Origin of the sequence: Pseudomonas sp. ML2-2023-3 (genome assembly GCF_037055275.1) — a bacterium.
Lineage (GTDB): Bacteria > Pseudomonadota > Gammaproteobacteria > Pseudomonadales > Pseudomonadaceae > Aquipseudomonas.
In genome coordinates this window covers 3,226,532-3,249,083 of sequence record NZ_CP146343.1, presented here as the reverse complement: position 1 = coordinate 3,249,083, position 22,552 = coordinate 3,226,532, and the positions used below count along the sequence as shown (strand labels likewise).

The 22,552-nt window shown below is 60.2% G+C and carries 16 protein-coding genes and 1 riboswitch; of the genes, 9 read left to right on the top strand and 7 right to left on the bottom strand.

From position 1 onward, the window contains the following. Nucleotides 1–45: 45 nt before the first annotated feature. From V6P94_RS14865 to cobW, 4 genes are all read right to left on the bottom strand, one after another. Complete coding sequence (locus V6P94_RS14865) at nucleotides 46–600, bottom strand: VWA domain-containing protein (RefSeq protein WP_133079587.1); 555 nt, start codon at nucleotides 598–600, stop codon at nucleotides 46–48. A gap of 98 nt (nucleotides 601–698) precedes the next feature. After that, the gene (locus V6P94_RS14860; protein WP_133079586.1) at nucleotides 699–1,706 is read right to left on the bottom strand and encodes an ATP-binding protein; all 1,008 of its coding nucleotides are present in this window, start codon (nucleotides 1,704–1,706) and stop codon (nucleotides 699–701) included. A gap of 48 nt (nucleotides 1,707–1,754) precedes the next feature. Beyond that, nucleotides 1,755–5,525: a cobaltochelatase subunit CobN gene (gene cobN / locus V6P94_RS14855; RefSeq protein WP_338647335.1), complete on the bottom strand. Its 3,771-nt coding sequence runs from the start codon at nucleotides 5,523–5,525 to the stop codon at nucleotides 1,755–1,757. 3 nt (nucleotides 5,526–5,528) lie between these two features. Then, nucleotides 5,529–6,599: a cobalamin biosynthesis protein CobW gene (gene cobW / locus V6P94_RS14850; protein ID WP_019827174.1), complete on the bottom strand. Its 1,071-nt coding sequence runs from the start codon at nucleotides 6,597–6,599 to the stop codon at nucleotides 5,529–5,531. A gap of 93 nt (nucleotides 6,600–6,692) precedes the next feature. After that, nucleotides 6,693–6,874: riboswitch (cobalamin riboswitch) on the bottom strand. A gap of 191 nt (nucleotides 6,875–7,065) precedes the next feature. Between cobW and V6P94_RS14845 the strand changes: the two genes are divergently transcribed. Further along, the gene (locus tag V6P94_RS14845) at nucleotides 7,066–8,358 is read left to right on the top strand and encodes a glycosyltransferase (RefSeq protein WP_326397929.1); all 1,293 of its coding nucleotides are present in this window, start codon (nucleotides 7,066–7,068) and stop codon (nucleotides 8,356–8,358) included. Here the strand turns inward: V6P94_RS14845 and V6P94_RS14840 are convergent, their stop codons facing one another. Further along, on the bottom strand, nucleotides 8,359–10,692 hold the full coding sequence (locus tag V6P94_RS14840; protein WP_133079583.1) for a glycoside hydrolase: 2,334 nt from the start codon (nucleotides 10,690–10,692) through the stop codon (nucleotides 8,359–8,361). A 127-nt stretch (nucleotides 10,693–10,819) separates the two neighbouring features. Beyond that, on the bottom strand, nucleotides 10,820–11,572 hold the full coding sequence (gene cobF, locus V6P94_RS14835) for a precorrin-6A synthase (deacetylating) (RefSeq protein WP_338647330.1): 753 nt from the start codon (nucleotides 11,570–11,572) through the stop codon (nucleotides 10,820–10,822). 91 nt (nucleotides 11,573–11,663) lie between these two features. Between cobF and V6P94_RS14830 the strand changes: the two genes are divergently transcribed. The 8 genes from V6P94_RS14830 to V6P94_RS14795 all read left to right on the top strand — a co-directional run bounded on the left by V6P94_RS14830 (nucleotide 11,664) and on the right by V6P94_RS14795 (nucleotide 21,089). Then, nucleotides 11,664–12,599 carry a helix-turn-helix domain-containing protein gene (locus V6P94_RS14830; protein WP_133079581.1) on the top strand — a complete coding sequence of 312 codons (936 nt, stop codon included), beginning with the start codon at nucleotides 11,664–11,666 and terminating at the stop codon, nucleotides 12,597–12,599. 179 nt (nucleotides 12,600–12,778) lie between these two features. After that, entirely contained in the window at nucleotides 12,779–14,050 is a 1,272-nt protein-coding gene (locus V6P94_RS14825; RefSeq protein WP_405046752.1) for an ABC transporter substrate-binding protein, read from the top strand. Between the two features lie 133 nt (nucleotides 14,051–14,183). Beyond that, on the top strand, nucleotides 14,184–15,110 hold the full coding sequence (locus tag V6P94_RS14820) for a sugar ABC transporter permease (RefSeq protein ID WP_338647328.1): 927 nt from the start codon (nucleotides 14,184–14,186) through the stop codon (nucleotides 15,108–15,110). 7 nt (nucleotides 15,111–15,117) lie between these two features. Continuing rightward, nucleotides 15,118–15,951 (top strand): ABC transporter permease subunit, encoded by an 834-nt coding sequence (locus V6P94_RS14815; protein ID WP_133079578.1) that lies wholly within the window; start codon nucleotides 15,118–15,120, stop codon nucleotides 15,949–15,951. Between the two features lie 22 nt (nucleotides 15,952–15,973). Next, nucleotides 15,974–17,077 (top strand): sn-glycerol-3-phosphate ABC transporter ATP-binding protein UgpC, encoded by a 1,104-nt coding sequence (locus tag V6P94_RS14810; RefSeq protein ID WP_326397934.1) that lies wholly within the window; start codon nucleotides 15,974–15,976, stop codon nucleotides 17,075–17,077. A gap of 28 nt (nucleotides 17,078–17,105) precedes the next feature. Next, nucleotides 17,106–18,581, top strand: a complete 1,476-nt coding sequence (locus V6P94_RS14805; RefSeq protein WP_133079577.1) for a mannitol dehydrogenase family protein — start codon at nucleotides 17,106–17,108, stop codon at nucleotides 18,579–18,581. Between the two features lie 70 nt (nucleotides 18,582–18,651). After that, a complete protein-coding gene (gene xylB / locus V6P94_RS14800; RefSeq protein WP_133079576.1) occupies nucleotides 18,652–20,145 on the top strand; it encodes a xylulokinase in 1,494 nt (497 codons plus the stop codon). 5 nt (nucleotides 20,146–20,150) lie between these two features. Beyond that, nucleotides 20,151–21,089 (top strand): carbohydrate kinase, encoded by a 939-nt coding sequence (locus tag V6P94_RS14795; RefSeq protein WP_326397935.1) that lies wholly within the window; start codon nucleotides 20,151–20,153, stop codon nucleotides 21,087–21,089. A gap of 69 nt (nucleotides 21,090–21,158) precedes the next feature. On the opposite strand, the gene V6P94_RS14790 is transcribed toward V6P94_RS14795, so the two are convergent. Continuing rightward, nucleotides 21,159–22,460, bottom strand: a complete 1,302-nt coding sequence (locus V6P94_RS14790) for an OprD family porin (RefSeq protein ID WP_133079574.1) — start codon at nucleotides 22,458–22,460, stop codon at nucleotides 21,159–21,161. Nucleotides 22,461–22,552: the final 92 nt, after the last annotated feature.

Below are 22,552 nucleotides of genomic sequence, written 5' to 3'. Positions count from 1 at the left end.
CCCTCCTTGCGGGAGCAGACTTGCTCCCGCAGGGGTAGTTGGCCTCTAGCCATCGATGTGCAGGTAGTCTGCCTTCAACTCCGCCGCCAATTGAGGCGCGCGACCAAGACGAATCGGGCCCCGCTCGATATCGATCAACAGCCCCGGGCAGCTGATTTCGGGCAACGCCGACCACTCTTTCAAACGGCCATCGGTCACTAGCAAAAATCGCTGCTGTTCCTGCGGCAACTGCTTGCGCCGCCGATCAAGCCACTTCGCGACTTCCTGCAGGGCCTCCAGCAACGGTGTACCACCACCGGCGCCCAGCTGGGCCAACCACTCATTGAGCGCCGCCGAAGCCTTTACCCCCGTGACCTGCCACACAGGCGAATTGCCGCTGGCTGTCATCACGGCCACCCGGGCACGCTGGCGATACGCATCCTCGAACAACTGGGCGAGCAGCCCCTTGGCATCACTCAGGGCCTGATGCCGCCGGGTTGAAGCCGATGCATCCACCACCACCAGCCACAGTTCCTGGGCGGCGCTTTTGCGGGTTTTATGGCGCAGATCTGCGCGCAGACGTGGACGGCCACGGAGCAAGGTTTGCACCCAATCGACCATCCCGCTGCCGGCACTGAGGCTTGCGCCCAGTTTGCCCGTTGCGAGATGACCCGCCTGGGGTCTGGCATCCGCCCCCACATCGGATCGGGGACGAATGCCTAAGACTTTTTTGGCCAGCTCGGCACTTCACGGCGCGCACCCATCGCCTGGGCCTGTGCTGGCAACTCGCCCCACTGGCCCTGGCCGGAACCGGATGAAGGCGTGCTGGATTGAGGCTGTGAATGCGGCTGCTCCGGTGTCGGCGCCTGGCCCGCCTGCTCGCGCCGCCGATGACGCAAGGCAAATTCGGCCACCGCATCGATGTCTTCAAGGCTGATTGCCGTGGCGCCACGCCAGGCGGCATGGGCCCGTGCAGCACGCAGCCACACCAGATCGGCACGCATACCGTCGACCGCCGCTGCAAAACAGCGCTCGGCAATCACCGCGAGCGATTGATCGTCCAGGGCGATGCTCGCCAGCAATCCCCGTGCATGCTCGCAACGCTGGCGCAGGGCCGTCTGCGCCTCTGCCCACTGTGCGCAAAACCCCTGGGGGTCAGCGTCAAAGGCCAGGCGTCGACGGATAATGTGTGCCCGTTCGGCCGGTTGCGGCAGACCGCTCATGACCACGTTCAGCCCAAAGCGGTCGAGCAGTTGAGGACGCAACTCCCCCTCTTCCGGGTTCATGGTGCCGATCAGGACAAAACGCGCAGCATGGCGATGGGAGATGCCATCGCGCTCGACCACATTGGTACCGCTTGCAGCCACATCCAGCAGCACATCCACCAAATGGTCTGCGAGCAAATTCACTTCGTCGACATACAGCACACCGCCATCGGCCTTGGCCAACACACCCGGTGAAAACTGCGCCTTGCCTTGCCCGAGTGCGGCGTCCAGATCGAGGGTGCCGACCAGACGCTCTTCAGTGGCACCCAGTGGCAGGGTCACGAACTGGCCGCTGGCGAGCAGATCTGCCAGCCCACGGGCCAGAGTAGATTTGGCCATGCCACGGGGACCTTCGATCAGCACGCCGCCAATCCTGGGGTCGATGGCCGTGAGGCACAGCGCAAGCTTCAACGAGTCCGCGCCGACCACCGCCGATAACGGGAAATGCGGGGTGTCAGTCATGTTTTCGGGTTCCAAATCGTAGAATGTTGATCGACTTCAAAAAGCCCTTCACTCTTCTTCTATATCCAGCAGCAGATTTTCCAGCGCCGCCTGATATTCCCCGGGCTCACTCCAAAGGCCGCGCTGCTGAGCCTCCAGCAAGCGCTCGGTCATGTCACGCAACGCGTGCGGGTTGTGCTCGCGAACAAACTCGCGGGTATCAGGGTCCAGCAGGTAGGCATCCGCCAGCAAGGCGTATTGATGGTCGTCGATCAAATGCGTGGTGGCATCGAACGCAAACAGGTTGTCCAGGGTCGCGGCCATTTCGAACGCGCCTTTATAACCGTGGCGCTTGACCCCGTCGATCCATTTCGGATTGGCTGCCCGCGAGCGGATCACCCGGTTCAGCTCTTCCTTCAGGGTGCGAATCTTCGGCAAGTCCGGCTGGCTGTGATCGCCGTGATAGCTGGCTGCAGCCTCCCCGCGCAACGTCTCCACAGCGGCCAGCATGCCGCCCTGGAACTGGTAGTAATCATTGGAATCCAGCAGGTCGTGTTCGCGATTGTCCTGGTTTTGTACCACGGCCTGCATTTGCCCCAGACGCTGGGCAAACTGGCCGCGGGCCGCCGTGCCTTCATCGGCCACGCCATAGGCATAACCGCCCCAGTTGAGGTACACCTGGGCCAGGTCATCACGGCTTTGCCACAAACGACCGTCAATTGCGTTCTGCACCCCGGCGCCATAGGCGCCGGGCTTGGCGCCAAACACCCGCCAGCCGGCCTGGCGCGCTGCCAGTTCGGGTGAGAGTCCATCGCGCTCCAGCTGCTCACGCTCACTGCGCACCTTGGCTGCCAGCGGGTTCAGATCATCCGGCTCATCCAGTGCCGCCACGGCCTGCACGGCGGCATCGAACAGGCGAATCAGATTGGCAAAAGCATCCCGGAAGAAGCCCGAAACCCGCAGGGTCACGTCCACCCGTGGACGGTCCAGCAGGCTGACCGGCAGGATTTCAAAGTCATCCACCCGCTGGCTGCCTGTGGCCCATACCGGGCGCACGCCCATAAGTGCCATGGCCTGGGCGATATCATCGCCGCCCGTTCGCATGGTCGCCGTGCCCCACACCGACAAGCCCAGTTGGCGCAGGTGGTCGCCGTGATCCTGCAAGTGACGCTCAAGAATCAGGTTGGCCGACTGAAAGCCGATACGCCAGGCCGTCGTAGTCGGCAGGTTGCGCACATCCACTGAAAAAAAGTTGCGACCGGTGGGCAGCACATCCAGGCGTCCGCGACTCGGTGCGCCACTGGGCCCCGCCGGCACAAAACGCCCTCCAAGGGCATCGAGCAGGCCCTGCATCTCGGCCGGCCCGCAGGCATCCAGACGCGGCGCGACGACATCAAGCAGTGCGTCGAAAATCCCCCTGACCTCGGCCCATTGCGCGGTGTCGGGCAATTGCAGCGTGCCCTCCAAAGCCTGTTCAATCAGTTGCGCCGCATATAACTCCAGACGCTCGCGGGTGTCCCCCGCCGTGCGCCAGCGCTCAGCAGTGACGGCCTGCAGCACCGCGGGTTGGCGCGCCGTCCAGGGCTCGGCCAATGCGCAGTCCAGCGGGTCAAAGCCCAGCTCAAAGGCTTTGGCCAGCGCCCGCAGAATGCTCGATTGCGCGCCACGACCATCGCCGCGAGGGATGCGCAGCAACGCCAGCAAGGTGTCGATCCGCAAGCGTCCGGCAGGCGACTCACCAAAAATATGCAAGCCATCACGGATTTGCGACTCCTTGAGGTCGCACAGATAGGTGTCCAGCCGTGGCAGCCAGATCGCAGCGTCGGCATCGCTGTCCAGCTTCTCGTCCAGTTGCAGCTCACGGTCGATACGGGTTTCACGCACCAGGGCGAGAATGTCCCGTTGCAACTCACGGGCGCGTCGGGGGTCGAGCAACTGCGCTTCGTAATATTCGTCGGCCAGCAACTCCAGATAACGCAGCGGCCCGTAGGTTTCAGCACGGGTCAGCGGCGGCATCAGATGATCGATGATCACCGCCTGGGTGCGCCGCTTGGCCTGGGCGCCTTCGCCCGGGTCATTGACGATAAAGGGATAGACGTTGGGCATCGGCCCCAGAATTGCGTCCGGCCAGCAGTTTTCGGACAGCCCGACGCCCTTGCCCGGCAGCCATTCCAGATTGCCGTGCTTGCCCACATGCACCACGGCGTGGGCACCATAGGTGTTGCGCAGCCAGAAGTAGAACGCCAGGTAGGCGTGTGGCGGAACCAGATCCGGATCGTGATACACCGCACTGGCATCGACCTGATAACCCCGCGCCGGCTGGATCCCGACAAAGGTCAGGCCAAAGCGCAGACCGGCAATCATCAGCCGCCCACTGCGAAACATCGGATCGTTTTGCGGCTCGCCCCAACGTGCAATCACCGCCTGGCGATTGATCTCGGGCAAGCCATTGAACATCGCCAGGTACTCATCCAGCGCCAGGCTTTGCAGGCAGGGACGCAGATCGAGGCTGTCCAGATCATTGCTGACGCCCCCCAGCAGAGCCTGGATCAACGCGGTGCCGGTCTCGGGAAGCTCGCAGTCCACGGGATACCCCTGGGCCTGCAAGGCACGCAGAATATTCAGCGCGGCCGCCGGGGTATCCAGCCCCACACCGTTTCCGATCCGGCCATCGCGGGTCGGATAGTTGGCCAGAATCAGCGCAATCCGTTTTTGCGGGTTCGCCACACGGCTCAGATCAACCCATCGCCGCGCCAGTTCTGCGACAAAATCCATACGTTCGGGATGGGCGCGATAACACACCACATCCGACTGACTGCGTTCGCTGCGCCATGCCAGATCCTTGAAGCTGATCGCACGGCTGATGATTCGCCCATCCAGTTCGGGCAACGCGATATGCATCGCCAGGTCCCGTGGCCCCAGGCCTTGCTCGCTGACTTGCCAGCCGGGCTCGTTGTCCTGGGCACAAATGGCCTGGATCACCGGGATATTGCGGCGAAACGGGCGCAAATGCGGGGCTTCCGGACTCGACTGGGCAAAGCCGGTGGTGTTGAGGATCACACCGGCCTCAACGTCGTCCAGCAGGTCCTGTACCACGGTCAGGCAGCCCGGTTCCTTGAGGCTGGCCACGGCAATCGGCAAAGGGTTGAGCCCGGCGGCCTGAAGGCGCTGGCAAAACACATCGACAAACGCGGTATTGGCGGCCTGCAAGTGCGAACGATAGAACAACAGCGCCGCAACCGGTTGCCCGACGAGCCATTGGGCCTGCCAGTCTTTGAGTTGGGCATTGGCGTGCACCGGATGATAAATCGCGGTGCGCGGCAGGGTTTGCGGCTCATCCCATGCATAATCGCGGCCCAGCCATTGACTGGCCAGGCAACGATAGAGCTGTTGGGCGTTATGCCGCCCGCCCTGGCGCAAAAAGTGCCACAGACGCTCGCCCTGCTCGGCCGGGACGGTGCTCAGCGCGCTGAGTTCCGGGTCGGGACGGTCGTCGCCGGGTACCAGAATCAGGGTGACACCACGCTCAGCCAGCTGCACCAGGCGCTCGATGCCGTAGCGCCAATAGCCGATGCCGCCGTGCAACGACAGCAAAATCACCTTGGCGTGTTGCAGCACCTGATCGACATACAAGTCGACCGAACCATGGTTTTGCACCTGCATCGGATTGGCCAGACGCAGGCTTGGATAATCTTCAGGCAACTGCTGTGCCGCTTCGGCAAGCAGTGCCAGGCTTGAATCACCACTGCACAGGATCACCAGCTCGGCGGGGGTCTGCCCCAAGTCGGCAATATTGTCATCCGATACAAAGCCACCGGGCTGGGTCCTGAGCAAATGCATGGTTTATACGCTCAACGCTGTACGCAGGGTGGATTCGAGCAGTGCAGCATCGAGGTCCTGACCGATCAGCACCAGCTTGGTGGTGCGCGCTTCGTCACGGCCCCAGGCGCGGTCGAAGTGCTTGTCAAAGCGCGTACCCACGCCCTGAATCAGCAGACGCATCGGCTTGCCCGGGATCGCCGCAAAGCCCTTGACCCGCAGAATGCCGTGTTTGACCACCAACTGGGTCAGCGCTTCCATCAGTACACGCTCCTCGCCCTCCGGCAGCTCGATGGAAATCGAGTCGAAAGCGTCGTGGTCGTGATCGTCGTGGTCATCATCGCCGTCGTGGTGATGGTCGTGGTGGCTGTGGCGGCCATCGATATGATCTTCAGAGCCTGCGCCCAGACCCAGCAACACGTCCAACGGCAAGCGGCCGCTGCTGGCTTCGATGATCTTGACCGCTGGCGGCAGTTCTTCAGCCACTTCGGCGCGCACTTTTGCCAGGTCTTCAGGGCTGATCAGGTCGGCCTTGTTGAGGATCACCAGGTCGGCACTGGCCAGTTGGTCAGCGAACAACTCGTGCAGCGGCGACTCATGGTCCAGGTTCGGATCAAGCTTGCGCTGGGCATCAACCTGGTCCGGGAACGCGGCAAAGGTGCCAGCGGCCACGGCCGGGCTGTCGACCACGGTAATCACCGCATCCACGGTGCAGGCGCTGCGGATTTCTGGCCACTGGAAGGCTTGCACCAACGGTTTTGGCAGGGCCAGGCCGGAGGTTTCGATCAGGATATGATCGATATCGCCACGACGAGCCACCAGCTCACGCATGACCGGGAAGAACTCTTCCTGCACGGTGCAGCACAGGCAGCCGTTGGCCAATTCATAGACGCGACCGTTGGCTTCTTCTTCAGTGCAGCCGATGGTGCACTGCTTGAGAATTTCGCCGTCGATGCCCAACTCGCCGAATTCGTTGACGATCACGGCAATGCGACGGCCCTGTGCGTTATCGAGCATATGGCGCAACAACGTGGTTTTGCCCGAGCCGAGAAAGCCGGTAACGATGGTGACGGGGGTTTTGGCCAGTGTTTTCATCGGATGCCCTATAGCAAAGCGGCGGGCATACGGGACGACGACCGCAGGCAGTGCGCGGTCAGTCTTCGCCACCGGATCACCCCGCCCGGTTGAAGTAAGAATCTGTCACGAGGCAGGTCTCCTGGCTTACGGCTGATACCTACCTTGCGCCTTCCCGCCTGCTGGGCAGTGGCTTTGCAAGATCAATGACCGTTTACAGTTGCGGGGGCAGCCGCGGCATACCGCGTTCCCTTCTTAGCTTCGCGCTGCGAAGAACCTCGAACACGCAAGGCTACGCAGTGCTTTGTAACAGGTCAATGCACAGGTGCGTCCGGGGAGGCGACTGCATTGATGCGGCCTGGCTTTTTGTGACCAGGCACACTGGCTTGCCTGTATCCCGGGCAAGCCAGTGCCCACAGAGGATTTACGCCGCAGTTGTGTTCTAATTGCCGCCTTTTTTCAGCCGCCCTGCTTCAAGGATCTGCCCATGCCTGCCACCTGCCCGACCCGCGTCCTGATCATTGGTTACGTGTGGCCCGAACCGCGCTCTTCGGCGGCAGGCGGGCACATGATGCAAATCATCGAGAGTTTTCTGCAGCAAGGCTGGCAGATCACCTTCAGCAGCCCGGCCGGGATTGGTGAACACAAGGCCGACCTCGCTGCCCTGGGTATTGATGAAGTCACCATCGAGCTCAATAACAGCAGCTTCGATGCCTTCATCACCGAACTGGCACCGGATATCGTGCTGTTTGACCGTTTCATGATGGAAGAGCAATTCGGCTGGCGCGTCGAGAAGCATTGCCCGCAAGCCTTGCGCGTACTGGAAACCTCCGACCTGCAAAGCCTGCGCGACGCCCGTCAGCAGCAACTCAAGGCACGTCTCAAGCACGACACCGAGCAGGACGATTTCAGCAGCCTGTTCGCCCCGGCCCAGCGCGAAACCTTTGAACAGATGGCCGACGCCGACCTGGCACAACGGGAGATCGCCGCGATTTATCGCAGTGACCTGAACCTGATGATTTCAGAATACGAGATCGATCTGCTGGTCGAGCAGTTCCACGTGCCCAAGGCCCTGCTGCATTGGTGCCCGCTGATGGTCGACAGCGTGCCTGAGGCGTTCGTGCCCTATGAACAGCGTCAGCATTTTCTGAGCATCGGCAATTTTCGCCACGCCCCGAACTGGGATGCCGTGCTATGGATGAAGACCCATATCTGGCCCTTGATCCGTCAGCAACTGCCCACTGCACAACTGCATGTGTACGGCGCCTACACGCCGCCCAAGGCCACTGCACTGCATAACCCGGCACAGGGTTTTCATGTCCTCAACTGGGCTGAAGATGCCCTTGAAGTGATGAGCAATGCGCGTATTTGCATGGCTCCCCTGCGTTTTGGCGCAGGCATCAAAGGCAAGATTGCCGATGCCATGCTCTGCGGCACCCCCAACGTGACTACGCCGGTGGGCGCCGAAGGCATGCACGGTGACCTGCCGTGGGCCGGTGCCATCGAGCGCAGTGCCCGCGGGATTGCGGCGGCAGCGGTCGAGCTGTACCAAAATCCCGAAGCCTGGCATCAGGCCCAGCGCAATGGCCTGGCCCTGCTTGAAGCGCGCTACCTGCAAGGCGTCCACGGCCCGGCACTGGTCGAGCGCATCCAGGCGTGCCGCGCAGAACTTGAGCAGCACCGGCGCAACAACTTCACCGGTGCCATGCTGCGTCATCACCAGCACAAAAGTACCCAATACATGTCGCAGTGGATCGAGGCCAAGAATCGCCCGCTCTGATCAATGCTCAAATGGCCGCGTTGTTTTGAAGAGATCGGCCATATCGATGACATAAGCCGCCATACCCGGGATCTGTACGGTTGCCGATACAGGCGGGAACGTCATGGCGCCCTCGGTCTGGGGTTTATCGGGATTGAAGTTCACCGTGATCCGGGTGCCATCTTCGAACACGGTGCGCTGCAGGCTGCGATCATCGGCCAGCACCTCGAAGCCCACCAATGCCTGGGTAAAGAGGCGCTGGTGCAGGGGAGCAAACACCGCGTTGTAGGCGCCGATAAAGGGCATGTCGCGCTTAAGCACTGCCGCGTTGAGGTGATACATCGGCGGAGTCATGTACAGCAGTTGCAGGAGCGCGGTGTTCTGTTGCTCGTTGGAAAACTTCAACGAGGGATACGCCCAGTGATGGGTACTCACCAGACTGTCGTGCAAGACCCGCTGGTACAGCGGCAAGCGATAGCGGTAAGAACGCACCAATAGTGCCAGCTGCGGCTTGAGCGGCACGGTCTTGAAAAAAAGCGTTGGCGTTTCCGGTGGCCAGTATTGGCCCACAAAGAATGGCGACGCCTCATTGCGGCTCATGTCCGGATCAGTCCAGTCGAAAGGTTGCGTGGCAATGCCGTGACTGTAGGCAATATTGGGAGCAAACGTGGACACTCCGCCTTCGCTGCCGGTCACCAGCCCCAGTGTTCTCGAAGGGTAATCCAGGCGTTGACTGAGCATCCGCGCATTCTCGCGCTCACTGGTTTCTCGGCCTTGGGTGTAGTCCGCCGGTGCCGTGCCTGCGGCATCCACATCAAGAAAATAGCTGTTGAGGCCTCCGGCAGCGGATACGGCAGCCATGCGTTGGCGGGCATAGTCTTGCGCCGCTACGGCATTGGCAAACACACCTATGCCGTTGAAGCCCTCATGGACCTTGCCGTTGACGTCGCGCTGGCCGGCATTGGCCAGTTCGTCACCCATTTGTGCGGCCGCCCAGGTTTGCGGTTCTGAAAGTGGATGGGCATCAGCATAGTTGTCATACACCGCGACCAGATATCCAGCCGCCTTGGCCTTGGCCACGGCCTGCGGGTGCCAGAAGGCATCCAGCCAATCTTTGGCGCCCAGCCATGCGTGTTTCAGGCCAGCCTTTTCGAGGGCGTTGACCGTATCCAGCGACAATCCGCCGCCCCAACGCTCGGGCGGGGCCAAATAGTCTCCAAAGGCGTTGGCCAACCGGGTTTTGACCAGCTTGCCCCACTGCACTTCGGCGGCCGGATCATGCCCGCCAGCCAAAGGTTCCTGCGGGGGCACCGTGACGATCTGGCGAAGCCCCTGGTTGAGTGCCCGCACTAGCGTCAACCGGTTGTACGCTGAAATCTCGGAGGTCCGTGACAAGGTGCTCGACAAGGCCAAATCAAACATTGCACGAGTGGGTTGATCGAACCCCGCCCACAGCCTGGCCGCCAAATGCCCCGGTGTGCCCCGAGCTTTGTCGAAGGCCGTGACAAAACTTGGCCAGTTCAGGATGTCCGTTACCTTCAGCGGCCCGGCGTCCCACACATAAATATGCGGAGCGCCGCCCAACCGGGCCGTTTGCGGAATCTCCCTGATTTTATCGGTCAATGCGCGGAACTGGCCGTTATCCTTGAGCCATTGGCGGTACAAGCCGGCACCGTACAGCGGGTCGGCCGGGCCCGCCGCGATGCTCACCACAAACGGCGCGTCAGGAGCCAGCCGGTTGAAGGTATGCACCAGCTGCGGTACCGGGACCTGATTGACCTGCTTGACGTCAAACTGGGTATCGAACGGGGTTTCGACCCTCCAGGTGACTGACAGGTCCTGATGCAATTGAGTGAAGAACGGCATGCTCAACGCACCGACCAGCGGGTCGCCGGTGTATCGCTTGACCAGCCACTCGAGCCATTTCGGGTCATTGGCTGGAATGTAACTGCCCTCGCCAAAAGGAATGGCATACGCCTGGATATCGCTTTGCAGGCGTGGCCAACGCAAGCTGACTGGCTGGCGCGCCTGGATCGAAACGCGCAACGCGTCCTTGACCACATTGATGCGGATGCTGAACCGCTGCTCCCCGTCGGTGACGTTCCAGCCTTCTGCAGTCTGCTCACTGACCAGGCTGTCCGGGCTGAAACCGGGACCACTAAGCACCCGCCCAGGCTTGCCAGCACGCAGCAAAGTGATTTCGAGGGTCGCCGGGTCGACCGCAAAAGTGCCATTTGAATAGGGATAGCGGACAGTGGCTGTGACCGCGCCGGACATCAGCAACGCCAGAAACATCAACAGTGAAAGCCCTGGCAGTTGTCGATTAAACAGTAAGGCGCGTAGTTTTTTCTTCATGGAAAAGTCCTGGCGTTGGTCGGGAGGCAAGCATCGAACACTAACGACTTGCGTCAGAACGCATACGTAGGACTTTTCCTAAAAACGTTTAGGAATTGGATATATCTACTATCAACACCCTAAACGCTCAATCAGCCCGCCTGCGCAATAAATACGTGTCCATCACCCAGCCCATGCGCGCCCTGGCCGCGCTACGGGCTCCCTTGATCTGCTCGCACACCTCGCTCAGCTTTCCGGCAATCAGGATCTCGTTCGCCGTTCCTATATAAGCCCCCCAATAGATATCGACGTTTTCATCGACAAACGCCTCGAAGGCGCAGTGGGCATCCAGCATGACCAACACGTTGTCCAGGTCTTGAGCCGTCAACCGCCTGCCCGTCGTGATCCGAATCGGCTGGCCGATATCATTCAGGGGAATGCGATGGCGGGCTGCCAGCGCTTGCACGCTGCTGATGCCGGGAATCACCTGGTAGTCAAAATCGGTGCAACCGTTGGCCCGCACCCGATCCAGGATGCGCAAGGTGCTGTCATACAGACCTGGCTCGCCCCAGAGCAAAAACGCCCCGCATTCGCCGTCGGCCAGTTCGTTGTCAATCAGCCGCGCAAACAGCAACGCCCGTTGCTCGTGCCAATGCTCAACGCCTTGGGTGTAAGAAGTCGTTGCACTGTCGCGTTTCGGGTCGCTGACCTGAACCACCCGGTAACGCGGCTCGCGAATGTAGCGCTCGCAGATTTCCAGACGCAGGCGCACCAGATCGTCAGTGGCCTGGCCCTTGTCCAGAACAAAGAACACGTCGACCCGGTTTAACCCATTGATTGCCTGCACGGTGATGTGCTCCGGATCACCGGCGCCCATGCCTATCAATAACAGTGTCTTCATTGCGTTTGATCCTTGGTCCAGGGTCTGTTGCTGGCAGGAAGTATGAGAAGACGTCATCATCCGCTCAACACGTACATTGAGCAGCCCGCCCATGACTCGACTCGCCAGAGCTACAGACCCGTCGTATGAATTGATGGACGACCACAATGGCCTGTCGATTATTTATCGCCAGCATGGTTTTCCCAGCCCCTTGGTACGCTGGCATTTTCACAAGGAATACGAACTGCACCTGATTGTGGCCAGCAGCGGCAAGGTGTTTGTCGGCGACTACATTGGCAACTTTCACCCTGAGACATTGTTCCTCACCGGCCCCAACCTGCCCCATAACTGGATCAGCCAGGTGGCCGCAGGAGAAGTGGTGGCCACCCGCGACATGCTGGTGAACTTCACCGATGAGCTGCTCGAAAACGCCGCATCGATCTTTACCGAGCTTAAAACCCTGACCCCGATGCTGGAACGCGCCCACTACGGCATCGAGTTTCGCTGCACATCCACAATCCGCAAAGCCATGGACCTGATGCAGAGCATAGCCAGCGCTACGGGCGTGACCCGTCTGGGGCACTTTCTGATCCTGCTGGAACTGCTGGCTGAGTGTGATGACTATCAGCTGTTATCCGGGGTGACCACCGGACAACCGGCCGACGAGCAGACCATCGACCGTACCAACCGGGCCGTGGACTACATCTTCAGCCACTACGCCCGTGAACTGTCCCTCGAAGAAGTCGCCGAGTACATGGGCATGAAGCCCACCTACTTTTCCCGGGTATTCAAGCAGGCCACCGGGCGCTGCTTTATCGAGTTCGTCAATCGCCTGCGTATCAGCAAGTCCTGTGAATTACTCGCCGATGGCGAAAAGCCCGTCACCGACGTGTGTTTTGAATCTGGCTTCAACAACATTTCCAACTTCAACCGCCGGTTTCAGCAGCTAAAAGGCATGACTCCATCACACTACCGGCGTCTGGCAGTGCAGCGTTTGACCGAGCAAAACCAGCCGGGACTGAGTGAACGCCTGCGCAGTGCAAAATAGTATCGGTTTGAGTGTTGCCAGTGATTTGTCACAACGGTGATTGAGGGCTGTAATCCGCCCAGGCGCTTGCTCCATGCGAGCCGCTATAAAAACAATAACCGTCCTTCTGGCGCCGTGAGGCCGATGAAGTGGAGTGCTCAATGAATATTCCTGTCAAAGCGTTATGTGTCGCTACGTGCATGACCCTCAGCGGCTACAGCCTGGGCGCGCAAACCCTGACCATCGCCACGGTCAACAACAGCGACATGATCCGCATGCAAAAGCTGGCGAAAACCTTCGAGAGCGAGCACCCCGACATCAAGCTCAAATGGGTGGTGCTGGAGGAGAACGTCTTGCGCCAACGCTTGACCACGGACATTGCCACCCAGGGTGGCCAGTTCGACGTGCTGACCATCGGCATGTACGAAGCCGCACTCTGGGGAGCCAAAGGCTGGCTTGAACCCATGACCGACCTGCCAGCCACCTACGCCATCGATGATGTATTCCCCTCGGTACGTGACGGTTTGTCAGTCAAGGGCACCCTCTACGCCCTGCCGTTCTATGCCGAAAGCTCGATGACCTATTACCGCACCGATCTGTTCAAGGACGCGGGCTTGACCATGCCCGAGCACCCTACCTGGGAGCAGATCGCCGGGTTCGCCAAAACCCTGAACAAACCGGACCAGGAGCAGTACGGGATTTGCTTGCGCGGTAAAGCGGGCTGGGGCGAAAACATGGCATTGATCAGCACCATCGCCAACGCCTACGGAGCGCGCTGGTTCAACGAACAGTGGCAACCTGAGTTCACCGGCCCCGAGTGGAAGAACGCCCTCGACTTTTACGTCAATACCATGAAGGCTTCAGGCCCACCGGGCGCTACCAGCAACGGCTTCAACGAAAACCTGGCGCTGTTCAACAGCGGCAAATGTGCAATCTGGGTCGATGCCAGTGTCGCCGGTTCGTTTGTCACCGACAGCAGCCAGAGCAAAGTGGCCGATCACGTCGGCTTCACCTTCGCCCCCCAGGCGGTCACCGACAAAGGCAGTGCCTGGCTCTACTCCTGGGCGCTGGCGATCCCCACCAGTTCCAAAGCCAAGGACGCCGCCAAAACCTTCAGCACCTGGGCCACCTCCAGGGAATATGGCGCGCTGGTTGCCGAGAAAGACGGCATCGCCAATGTACCGCCGGGCACCCGTGCGTCGACGTACAGCGATGCCTACCTCAAGGCTGCACCATTTGCCAAAGTCACCCTCGACTCCCTGAAAGTCGCCAACCCCAACGACCCTACGCTCAAGCCCGTGCCCTATGTGGGCATTCAACTGGTGACCATCCCCGAGTTCCAGGCGGTGGGCACCCAGGTTGGCAAGCTGTTCAGTGCCGCCCTGATTGGCCAGACCACAGTGGATCAAGCGCTGGCAGCCGCCCAGCAAACTACCGAGCGTGAAATGAAACGGGCGGGTTATCCCAAGTAAACAAAAAACGCCCGCTTACCTGTAGTCACTGCCGAAGGCGCGCCCAGCGTACCTGGCTTATTGAAGAGCCTGCGGACCTTGTCGCAGCCTTAGGCATCGACTACAGAATTACTCGTTTCATCAGGGACTTAACATGACAACTTCGAGTGCTGTCTCATCGCTGGAAATGTCACAGCCAGCGCGAAAATCACGCCTGCTCAACCCCGGCTGGTTTCTGGTCACGCCTTCAGTGGCGCTTTTGCTGCTGTGGATGATCGTGCCACTGGGCATGACCCTGTATTTTTCTCTGATCCGCTACAACCTGCTCTACCCCGGCGAAAACCAGTTTGTGGGGCTGGAGAACTTCACTTATTTCCTCACCGATTCCGGCTTCTTGCCCGGAGCGTCCAATACCCTGTTGCTGGTAGGCAGCGTGCTGCTGATCAGCGTGGTGCTCGGCGTATTGATCAGCGCCCTGCTTGAAGCCAGCGAATTCATGGGTCGCGGCATCGTTCGGGTGCTGCTGATCTCACCGTTCTTCATCATGCCCACGGTGGGTGCGCTGATCTGGAAAAACCTGATTTTCCATCCGGTGTCCGGGGTGCTGGCCGCCGTGTGGAAGCTGTTCGGCGCGCAACCCGTCGACTGGCTGGCGCACTACCCGTTGCTGTCGATCATCATCATTGTGTCGTGGCAGTGGCTGCCCTTCGCAATCCTGATTCTCATGACCGCCATGCAGTCTCTGGATCAGGAACAAAAAGAAGCCGCACGCCTGGATGGCGCCGGGCCGATTGCAATTTTCTGGCACCTGACCCTGCCCCATCTGGCGCGCGCCATTGCCGTGGTGGTGATGATTGAAACCATCTTTCTGCTGTCGGTCTTCGCCGAGATCTTTACCACCACCAACGGTGGTCCGGGCTATGCGTCGACCAACCTGGCGTACCTGATCTACAACCAGGCGCTGGTGCAATTCGATGTGGGCATGGCCTCGGCCGGAGGCTTGATCGCCGTCGTCATCGCCAATATCGCGGCCATCATTCTGGTGCGCATGCTCGGCAAAAACCTGACTGACAAGCCGTGAGGGCCCAGTGATGACTCTTCAACAATCCCGCCGCCTGCAAAGCCTGCTGCTCGGCACCCTGGCCTGGGCCATCGCCATCCTGATCTTCTTTCCGATCTTCTGGATGGTGCTGACCAGCTTTAAAACCGAGCTGGATGCATTTGCCACGCCGCCACAGTTCATCTTTACCCCGACCCTGGAAAACTACCTGCACATCGAGGATCGCAGCGGTTACTTCCACTTTGCCTGGAACTCGGTCGTCATCTCGTTCACCGCCACCGCCCTGTGCATGCTGATCGCGATTCCGGCGGCCTATTCGATGGCGTTCTACGAAACCAGGCGCACCAAAGGCACGCTGCTGTGGATGCTCTCCACCAAAATGCTGCCACCCGTGGGCGTATTGATGCCGATCTACCTGTTGGCCAAGACCTTCGGCCTGCTCGATACCCGCACGGCGCTGATCATCATCTACACCCTGATCAACCTGCCGATTGTGGTGTGGATGATTTACACCTACTTCAAGGACATCCCCAAGGACATCCTCGAAGCCGCCCGCCTTGACGGTGCCACCCTGTGGCAAGAGGTGGTTCGTGTGCTGCTGCCCATCAGCAAGGGCGGTCTGGCCTCAACCCTGCTGTTGTCGTTGATCCTGTGCTGGAACGAGGCCTTCTGGTCGCTGAACCTGACTTCGTCCAGTGCGGCGCCACTGACCGCGCTAATCGCGTCCTACTCAAGCCCCGAAGGCCTGTTCTGGGCCAAGTTGTCAGCGGTGTCGACGCTGGCCTGCGCACCCATCCTGATTTTCGGCTGGATCAGCCAGAAGCAACTGGTACGCGGCTTGTCTTTTGGCGCGGTTAAATAACAACAATGACTGGAGGCCCATCATGGCCAACCTGAAAATCAAGAATCTGCAAAAGGGTTTCGAAGGCTTCTCCATCATCAAGGGCATCGACCTTGAAGTGCACGACCGCGAATTCGTGGTATTCGTCGGGCCATCGGGGTGCGGTAAATCAACGTTGCTGCGCCTGATTGCCGGGCTCGAGGAAGTGACTGACGGCACTATCGAGCTGGACGGTCGTGATATCACCCAGGTCAGCCCGGCCAAGCGCGATCTGGCGATGGTGTTCCAGACCTACGCCCTGTATCCGCACATGAGTGTGCGCAAAAATATGTCCTTCGCCCTCGATCTGGCGGGCGTACCCAAGGCTGAAGTCGAGAAGAAAGTCAGCGAAGCGGCACGGATCCTTGAGCTTGCGCCGTTGCTGGAGCGCAAACCCAAACACTTGTCCGGCGGCCAGCGTCAGCGCGTGGCCATAGGAAGGGCGATTGTGCGTAACCCGAAAATATTCCTGTTCGACGAACCACTGTCCAACCTCGATGCCGCCCTGCGGGTACAGATGCGCCTGGAACTGGCGCGTTTGCACCAGGAATTGCAAGCCACGATGATTTACGTGACCCACGATCAGGTCGAAGCCATGACCCTGGCCGACAAAGTGGTGGTGCTCAATGCCGGTAAAATCGAGCAGGTTGGCTCGCCACTGGATCTGTATCACCAGCCGGCCAACCTGTTTGTCGCCGGGTTCCTGGGCACACCGAAAATGGGCTTTTTGAAAGGCAGAATCACTCGCCTCGATAGCCAGGGCTGTGAAGTCGAACTGGACGCCGGCACCCGTATTCAATTGCCCCTGAGCGGCGCCTCGCTGAGCCTGGGCAGCCCCGTCACTCTGGGCATCCGCCCCGAGCACCTGAACCTCGCCAAACCCGGCGAATGCGCCCTCAGCGTCACGGCCGATGTTGGCGAACGCTTGGGGAGCGACACCTACTGCCACGTAATAACCGCCTGCGGCGAACCACTGACCATGCGTATCCGGGGCGATATGGCCAGCCAGTACGGCGAGCAATTGAACCTGCACCTGGACAGTGAGCATTGCCATCTGTTCGATGCTGACGGGCTGGCCCTCACCCGCCCATTGCGCGCTGCGGCCTGACGCTGACGACCTTTTTTGAGATAGCACCATGAAACTTAATCGCCTGAATCTCGATAACCTCACCGACAAAGTGGCCAAGCCCGCCTATCTTGCAAGCCATACCCAACATGGCATTGCACATATCGGGGTGGGCGGCTTTCATCGCGCCCATCAGGCGTATTACACCGATGCCCTGATGAGCCAGGGCCGTGATCTTGACTGGAGCATTTGCGGCATTGGCCTGCGCGCCGAGGACCGCAAGGTGCGCGACGATCTGGCCAGTCAGGACTACCTCTATACCCTCTTCGAACTGGGGGATGGCGACGATAACCAGAGCCGGATCATTGGCTCCATCAGTGACATGCTGCTGGCTGAAGATGGCATTCAGGCGCTGATCGACAAACTCGCCAGCCCGGCGATTCGTATCGTTTCACTGACCATCACTGAAGGCGGTTATTGCATTGACGACAGCAGCGGCGAGTTCATGGCTGCGCTGGCGCCCATCCAGCACGACCTGGCCCACCCCGAGGCGCCGACAACGGTATTTGGCGTGCTCTGTGCCGCCCTCGCCCAACGCAGGGCCAACGGCACCCGGGCGTTTACTGTCATGTCCTGCGATAACCTGCCCCACAACGGCGCGGTGGCACGCAAGGCGCTGCTGGCCTTCGCCGCGCTGAGCGATATGAATTTGCATGACTGGATCGCCGCCCATGTCAGCTTTCCCAATGCAATGGTGGACCGCATTACCCCCATGACCAGCGATGCCCATCGCCAGCAACTGCAGGACCAGTTGGGGATCGAAGATGCCTGGCCAGTGGTGTGCGAACCATTTATCCAGTGGGTGCTGGAAGACAAGTTCACCGATGGCCGTCCGGCATGGGAAACCGTGGGTGTACAGCTCACGGATGACGTCACGCCCTATGAAGAGATGAAAATCAAACTGCTCAACGGCAGTCACCTGGCGCTGACCTACCTGGGGTTTCTCAAGGGCTATCGCTTTGTCCACGAGACCATGAATGACCCCTTGTTCGTAGCCTACATGCGCGCCTACATGGACCTGGACGTGACGCCGCAGCTGGCACCGGTGCCAGGCATCGACCTTGCGGTTTACAAAGACACCCTGGTCCAGCGTTTTTCCAACCAGGCCATTGCCGACCAGTTGGAGCGCGTGTGTTCTGACGGTTCGTCGAAGTTTCCCAAATTCACCATTCCAACCATCAATCGCCTGATCAGCGATGGCGCGCAGCTTAAGCGTGCGGCGCTGGTGGTGGCTGCCTGGGCGCTGTACCTCAAGGGTGTGGACGAGAACGGGCAAACCTATGACATTCCCGACCCACGAGGCGTGTTTTGCCAGGCTTTGGTCGCGGAGGATGCGCTGATCGTGCAGCGGCTGTTGGGAGTGGAAGAGATTTTTGGCACTGCCATCGCCCAGTCGGCCGAGTTTGTGGCTGCCTTTGAGTGGTGTCTGAACAACTTGCGTGAAGCGGGCGTGAGCGGGACGCTGGAGAAACTGCTGCATCTTTGAACAGCCCTCACCCCACCCCCTTTCCCCGAGGCGGGGGTGGTTTTTTGACATGACCCAAAACAGGTTCTGCATGAACACTCGCACCTTATTCCTGGGCATCGACTGCGGTACACAGGGCACCAAAGCGCTGATCCTCGACAGCCACAGCGGCCAGGTACTGGGGTTGGGCACTGCGCCCCATACGTTGATCCAGGGTGAGCACGGACGCCGAGAGCAAGACACCGAGCAGTGGTTGCAGGCACTGACGTGTGCCACGCAACAAGCACTGAGCCAGGCCGGTGTCAGCGGCCAGCAGATTCAGGGCATTGGCGTCAGCGGCCAGCAGCACGGGCTGGTGCTGCTGGACAAGAACGGGCATGTTTTACGTCCGGCCAAGCTCTGGTGCGACACCGAGTCGGCTCCCGAAAACCGCCAGTTACTGGAATGGCTGGGGGGCGAAGCCGGTTCAATGCAGCAGTTGGGGCTGGTTATTGCACCGGGCTACACCGTTTCAAAACTGCTATGGACCAAAATCCATCATCCCCGGGTATTTGCGCAGATTGCCCATATCCTGTTGCCCCATGACTACCTCAATTACTGGCTCACCGGCCGCTGTTGCAGCGAATACGGCGATGCCTCGGGCACCGGTTATTTCAATGTGCGCAGCCGCCAGTGGGACCTCGATATCCTGCGCCATATCGACCCGGATCGCCGTCTTGAACAGGCGCTGCCTGAATTGATCGAGTCTCACCAGCCGGTCGGTTGCCTGCGTCCAGAGATTGCCAGGCTGCTGGGGCTCAACCCCGATGCCGTGGTGTCCAGCGGTGGTGGCGACAACATGCTCGGCGCCATAGGCACGGGCAATATTGAACCGGGGATTATCACCATGAGCCTGGGTTCATCAGGCACGGTGTATGCCTTTGATCCGCAGCCCCAGATCAGCCCCGACTCGTCGGTGGCCAGCTTCTGCTCGTCAAGCGGCGGCTGGCTCCCCTTGATCTGCACCCTCAACCTGACCAATGTCACAGGCGCCGTACGGACATTGTTCGGGCTGCCCCTGGAGGCCTTCAATCAACTGGCCAGCCAGGCACCGATTGGCACTGAAGGGGTCAGCCTGCTGCCCTTTCTCAATGGTGAACGGGTGCCCGCCCTGCCCGATGCCAGCGGCAGTTTCCAGGGCCTTACCCTGGCCAACATGACCCAGGCCAATCTGTGCAGGGCCGCCATCGAAGGCACCACCTATGGCCTGCGCTACGGCCTGGACCTGCTGCGCAAGAACGGGATGCAAAGCCGCACCATACGACTGGTGGGCGGCGGTTCGAAAAGCCCGTTGTGGCGCCAGATCGTCGCCGACATCATGAACACCCCGGTGGTCTGCACCGAACAAAGCGAAGCTGGCGCCCTGGGCGCGGCAATTCAGGCCGCCTGGTGTGTGGGTGCTGGTCGTCAAACGCTGGCACAGCTGTGTCAGCGTTGCGTGCGCCTCGACCAGGCGGGCGAAACCCGCCCCGTTGCAACGAATGTGCAAGCCTATGAACACTTCTATCTACGCTACCGACAACAGGTCGCGGCCTTAACCGAGTAAACGTTATGTATGTGATATGCGGAGAAGCACTGTTTGATTTTTTCGCGCAAGCGCAAAGCTGCGCACAAGCGAACAAAGTCGAGTTCAAGGCCATTGCCGGGGGGTCGCCGTTCAACGTGGCCGTGGGCCTGCGTCGCCTGGGCATCGACACCGCACTGTTTGCCGGATTGTCGACGGACTATCTGGGCCAGCGCCTGAAGCAAGTCCTGCTGGACGAAGGCGTCAGTGACCAGTTCCTGATCAGGATGGACGCCCCTACCACCCTGGCCATGGTCGCGCTGGATGCCAACGGCTCCCCTGCCTACAGCTTTCGCGGCGAAGGCTGCGCCGACCGGCAATTGCACACCCGTCATTTGCCCCAGTTGGGCCCTGAAGTACGCGGGCTGCATGTCGGGTCTTTTTCATTGGTGGTGCAACCGGTTGCCGATACCTTGCTGGCACTGGTCAAACGCGAAAGCGGGCGGCGGCTGATCAGCCTCGACCCGAATGTGCGACTGAACCCTGAACCGGATATTGAAGTATGGCGTCAGCGCATCAATGAACTGATCCCCTATGCCGATGTGATCAAAGTCAGTGATGAAGACCTGGAGCTGCTGTACCCGGGGCAAGACCCGCAAGAGATAGCCCGGTCATGGTTGAGCCATCGCTGCCAACTGGTGTTTTTGACCCGTGGCAGCCAGGGCGCCAGTGTCTGGAGCCGCGAGCATGGCCTGCGCACGGCGGCGGCCACCCGCGTAGACGTTGCGGACACCGTAGGCGCGGGCGATACCTTTCAGGCGGCAGTGATCGCCTGGTTGACCGAGCATGGGCTGGACTCCATCGAGGGTCTGCAGCAGTTGAGTGCCACCCAACTCGACACCCTGCTCGACTTCGCCAGCCGCGCCGCCGCCCTCACCTGCAGCAAAACCGGCCCGGATTTACCCTATCGCGCGCAGTTGTTCTGATTTATTGACCCGCACTACCTGTGGGATCCGGGCCTGCCCGCTCCCACAAAAATCCGTAACACCCGCGCGTCACCAGATCGACAGGTTATAGCTGACGATCAGGCGGGTTTCATCCACGTCACGGGCGAACTGGGCGTAGTTGGTCCGGTAGGTCGCATTTCGCAAGCGCAGGCTGACGTCCTTGAACGTGCCGCTCTGCACGATGTACTTCAGCTCGCTATCACGCTCCCACTCCTTGCCTTCTTCGGTGCTGCCAACCACTTTGATGTGGTCGCCATTCACATAGCGCGTCAGGAACGACAAACCGTCAATGCCGATGGCCTTGAAGTCATAGTCATAACGCAACTGCCAGGAGCGCTCCTGGGCATTGGCAAAATCGTTGACCTGCAGGTAGTTGACCAGATACGGGTTGCTGCCATCCAGATACGGCATCGACGTGTCGCCGTTCATGCGCTGCCAGCCTGCACTGACCTTATGCCCGCCCACCGAGTAACCGAGCATGGCGCCCAGGGCGCGGTTGTCGATGGTCGAGGCCTTGGCAGAACCCGCGTCATCACTCTTGAGCAAGCGCACATCGGCTGAGAGCACGCCCGGCCCCATCGGCTGGCTGGCGAGCACACCGACAAATTGCTGGCGGTAGATGTCTTGCAGCTCCGCGTAGTGATATTGCGCGGTCAGGCGATCGTTAACCTTGTAGTCCAACCCGTACAGAGTGAAGTGATCGGCGGTGACATTGCAGGCATAACGCTTGTTCTTGCAGTTCAGGCGCAGGTCCTGGGAATCGGTGGAATCACGGGCGGTATAGCGATCAAGGCGCGAGGCCGTGAACTTGAGGTCCCTGATTTCCTGGGAAACCAGCATGGCACCGTTGAACTGGGTGGGCAGCAGTCGGCCATCGTTGTACTTGAGCAGCGGCAGGTCAGGCAGCAGCGCACCATACTTGAGTACGGTCTGTGACACGCGCATCTTGGCCGTCAGCCCCAACTTGGCGTATTGATCCTTGGAACGACGCGGATCATTGCCGGTCGAAGGTAGCAGGCCGCTGTTGCTGTCGGCAGGGCTGGAGTCCAGTTTCAGACCCAGCATGCCCAGCGCATCGAGGCCAAAACCGACGGTGCCTTCGGTATAACCCGATTGCAGGTTGAGGATAAAACCTTGAGCCGTTTCATCACGCTTGGAAGCGCCCTGGGGATTTGAGCTGCTGCCATCGCGAAAGTCACGATTGAAATACACCGTGCGCGCTTCCAGTTTGGCGCTGCTGTCTTCGATGAAACCGCCGGCTTGTGACTGTGCGGCAAAACCGGCACACACTGCCAGCGCACCCAAGCGTGATACCCGGCACTGCGCCAACACTGTTAAAGGAACAACCATCTACAAGCTCCAGCAGCCAATCAAGGCAGGATGAAAGCGATCGAAGGCACACGGACTATCACGTGGGCACATTCAATCGAAAAAAAGGGGCG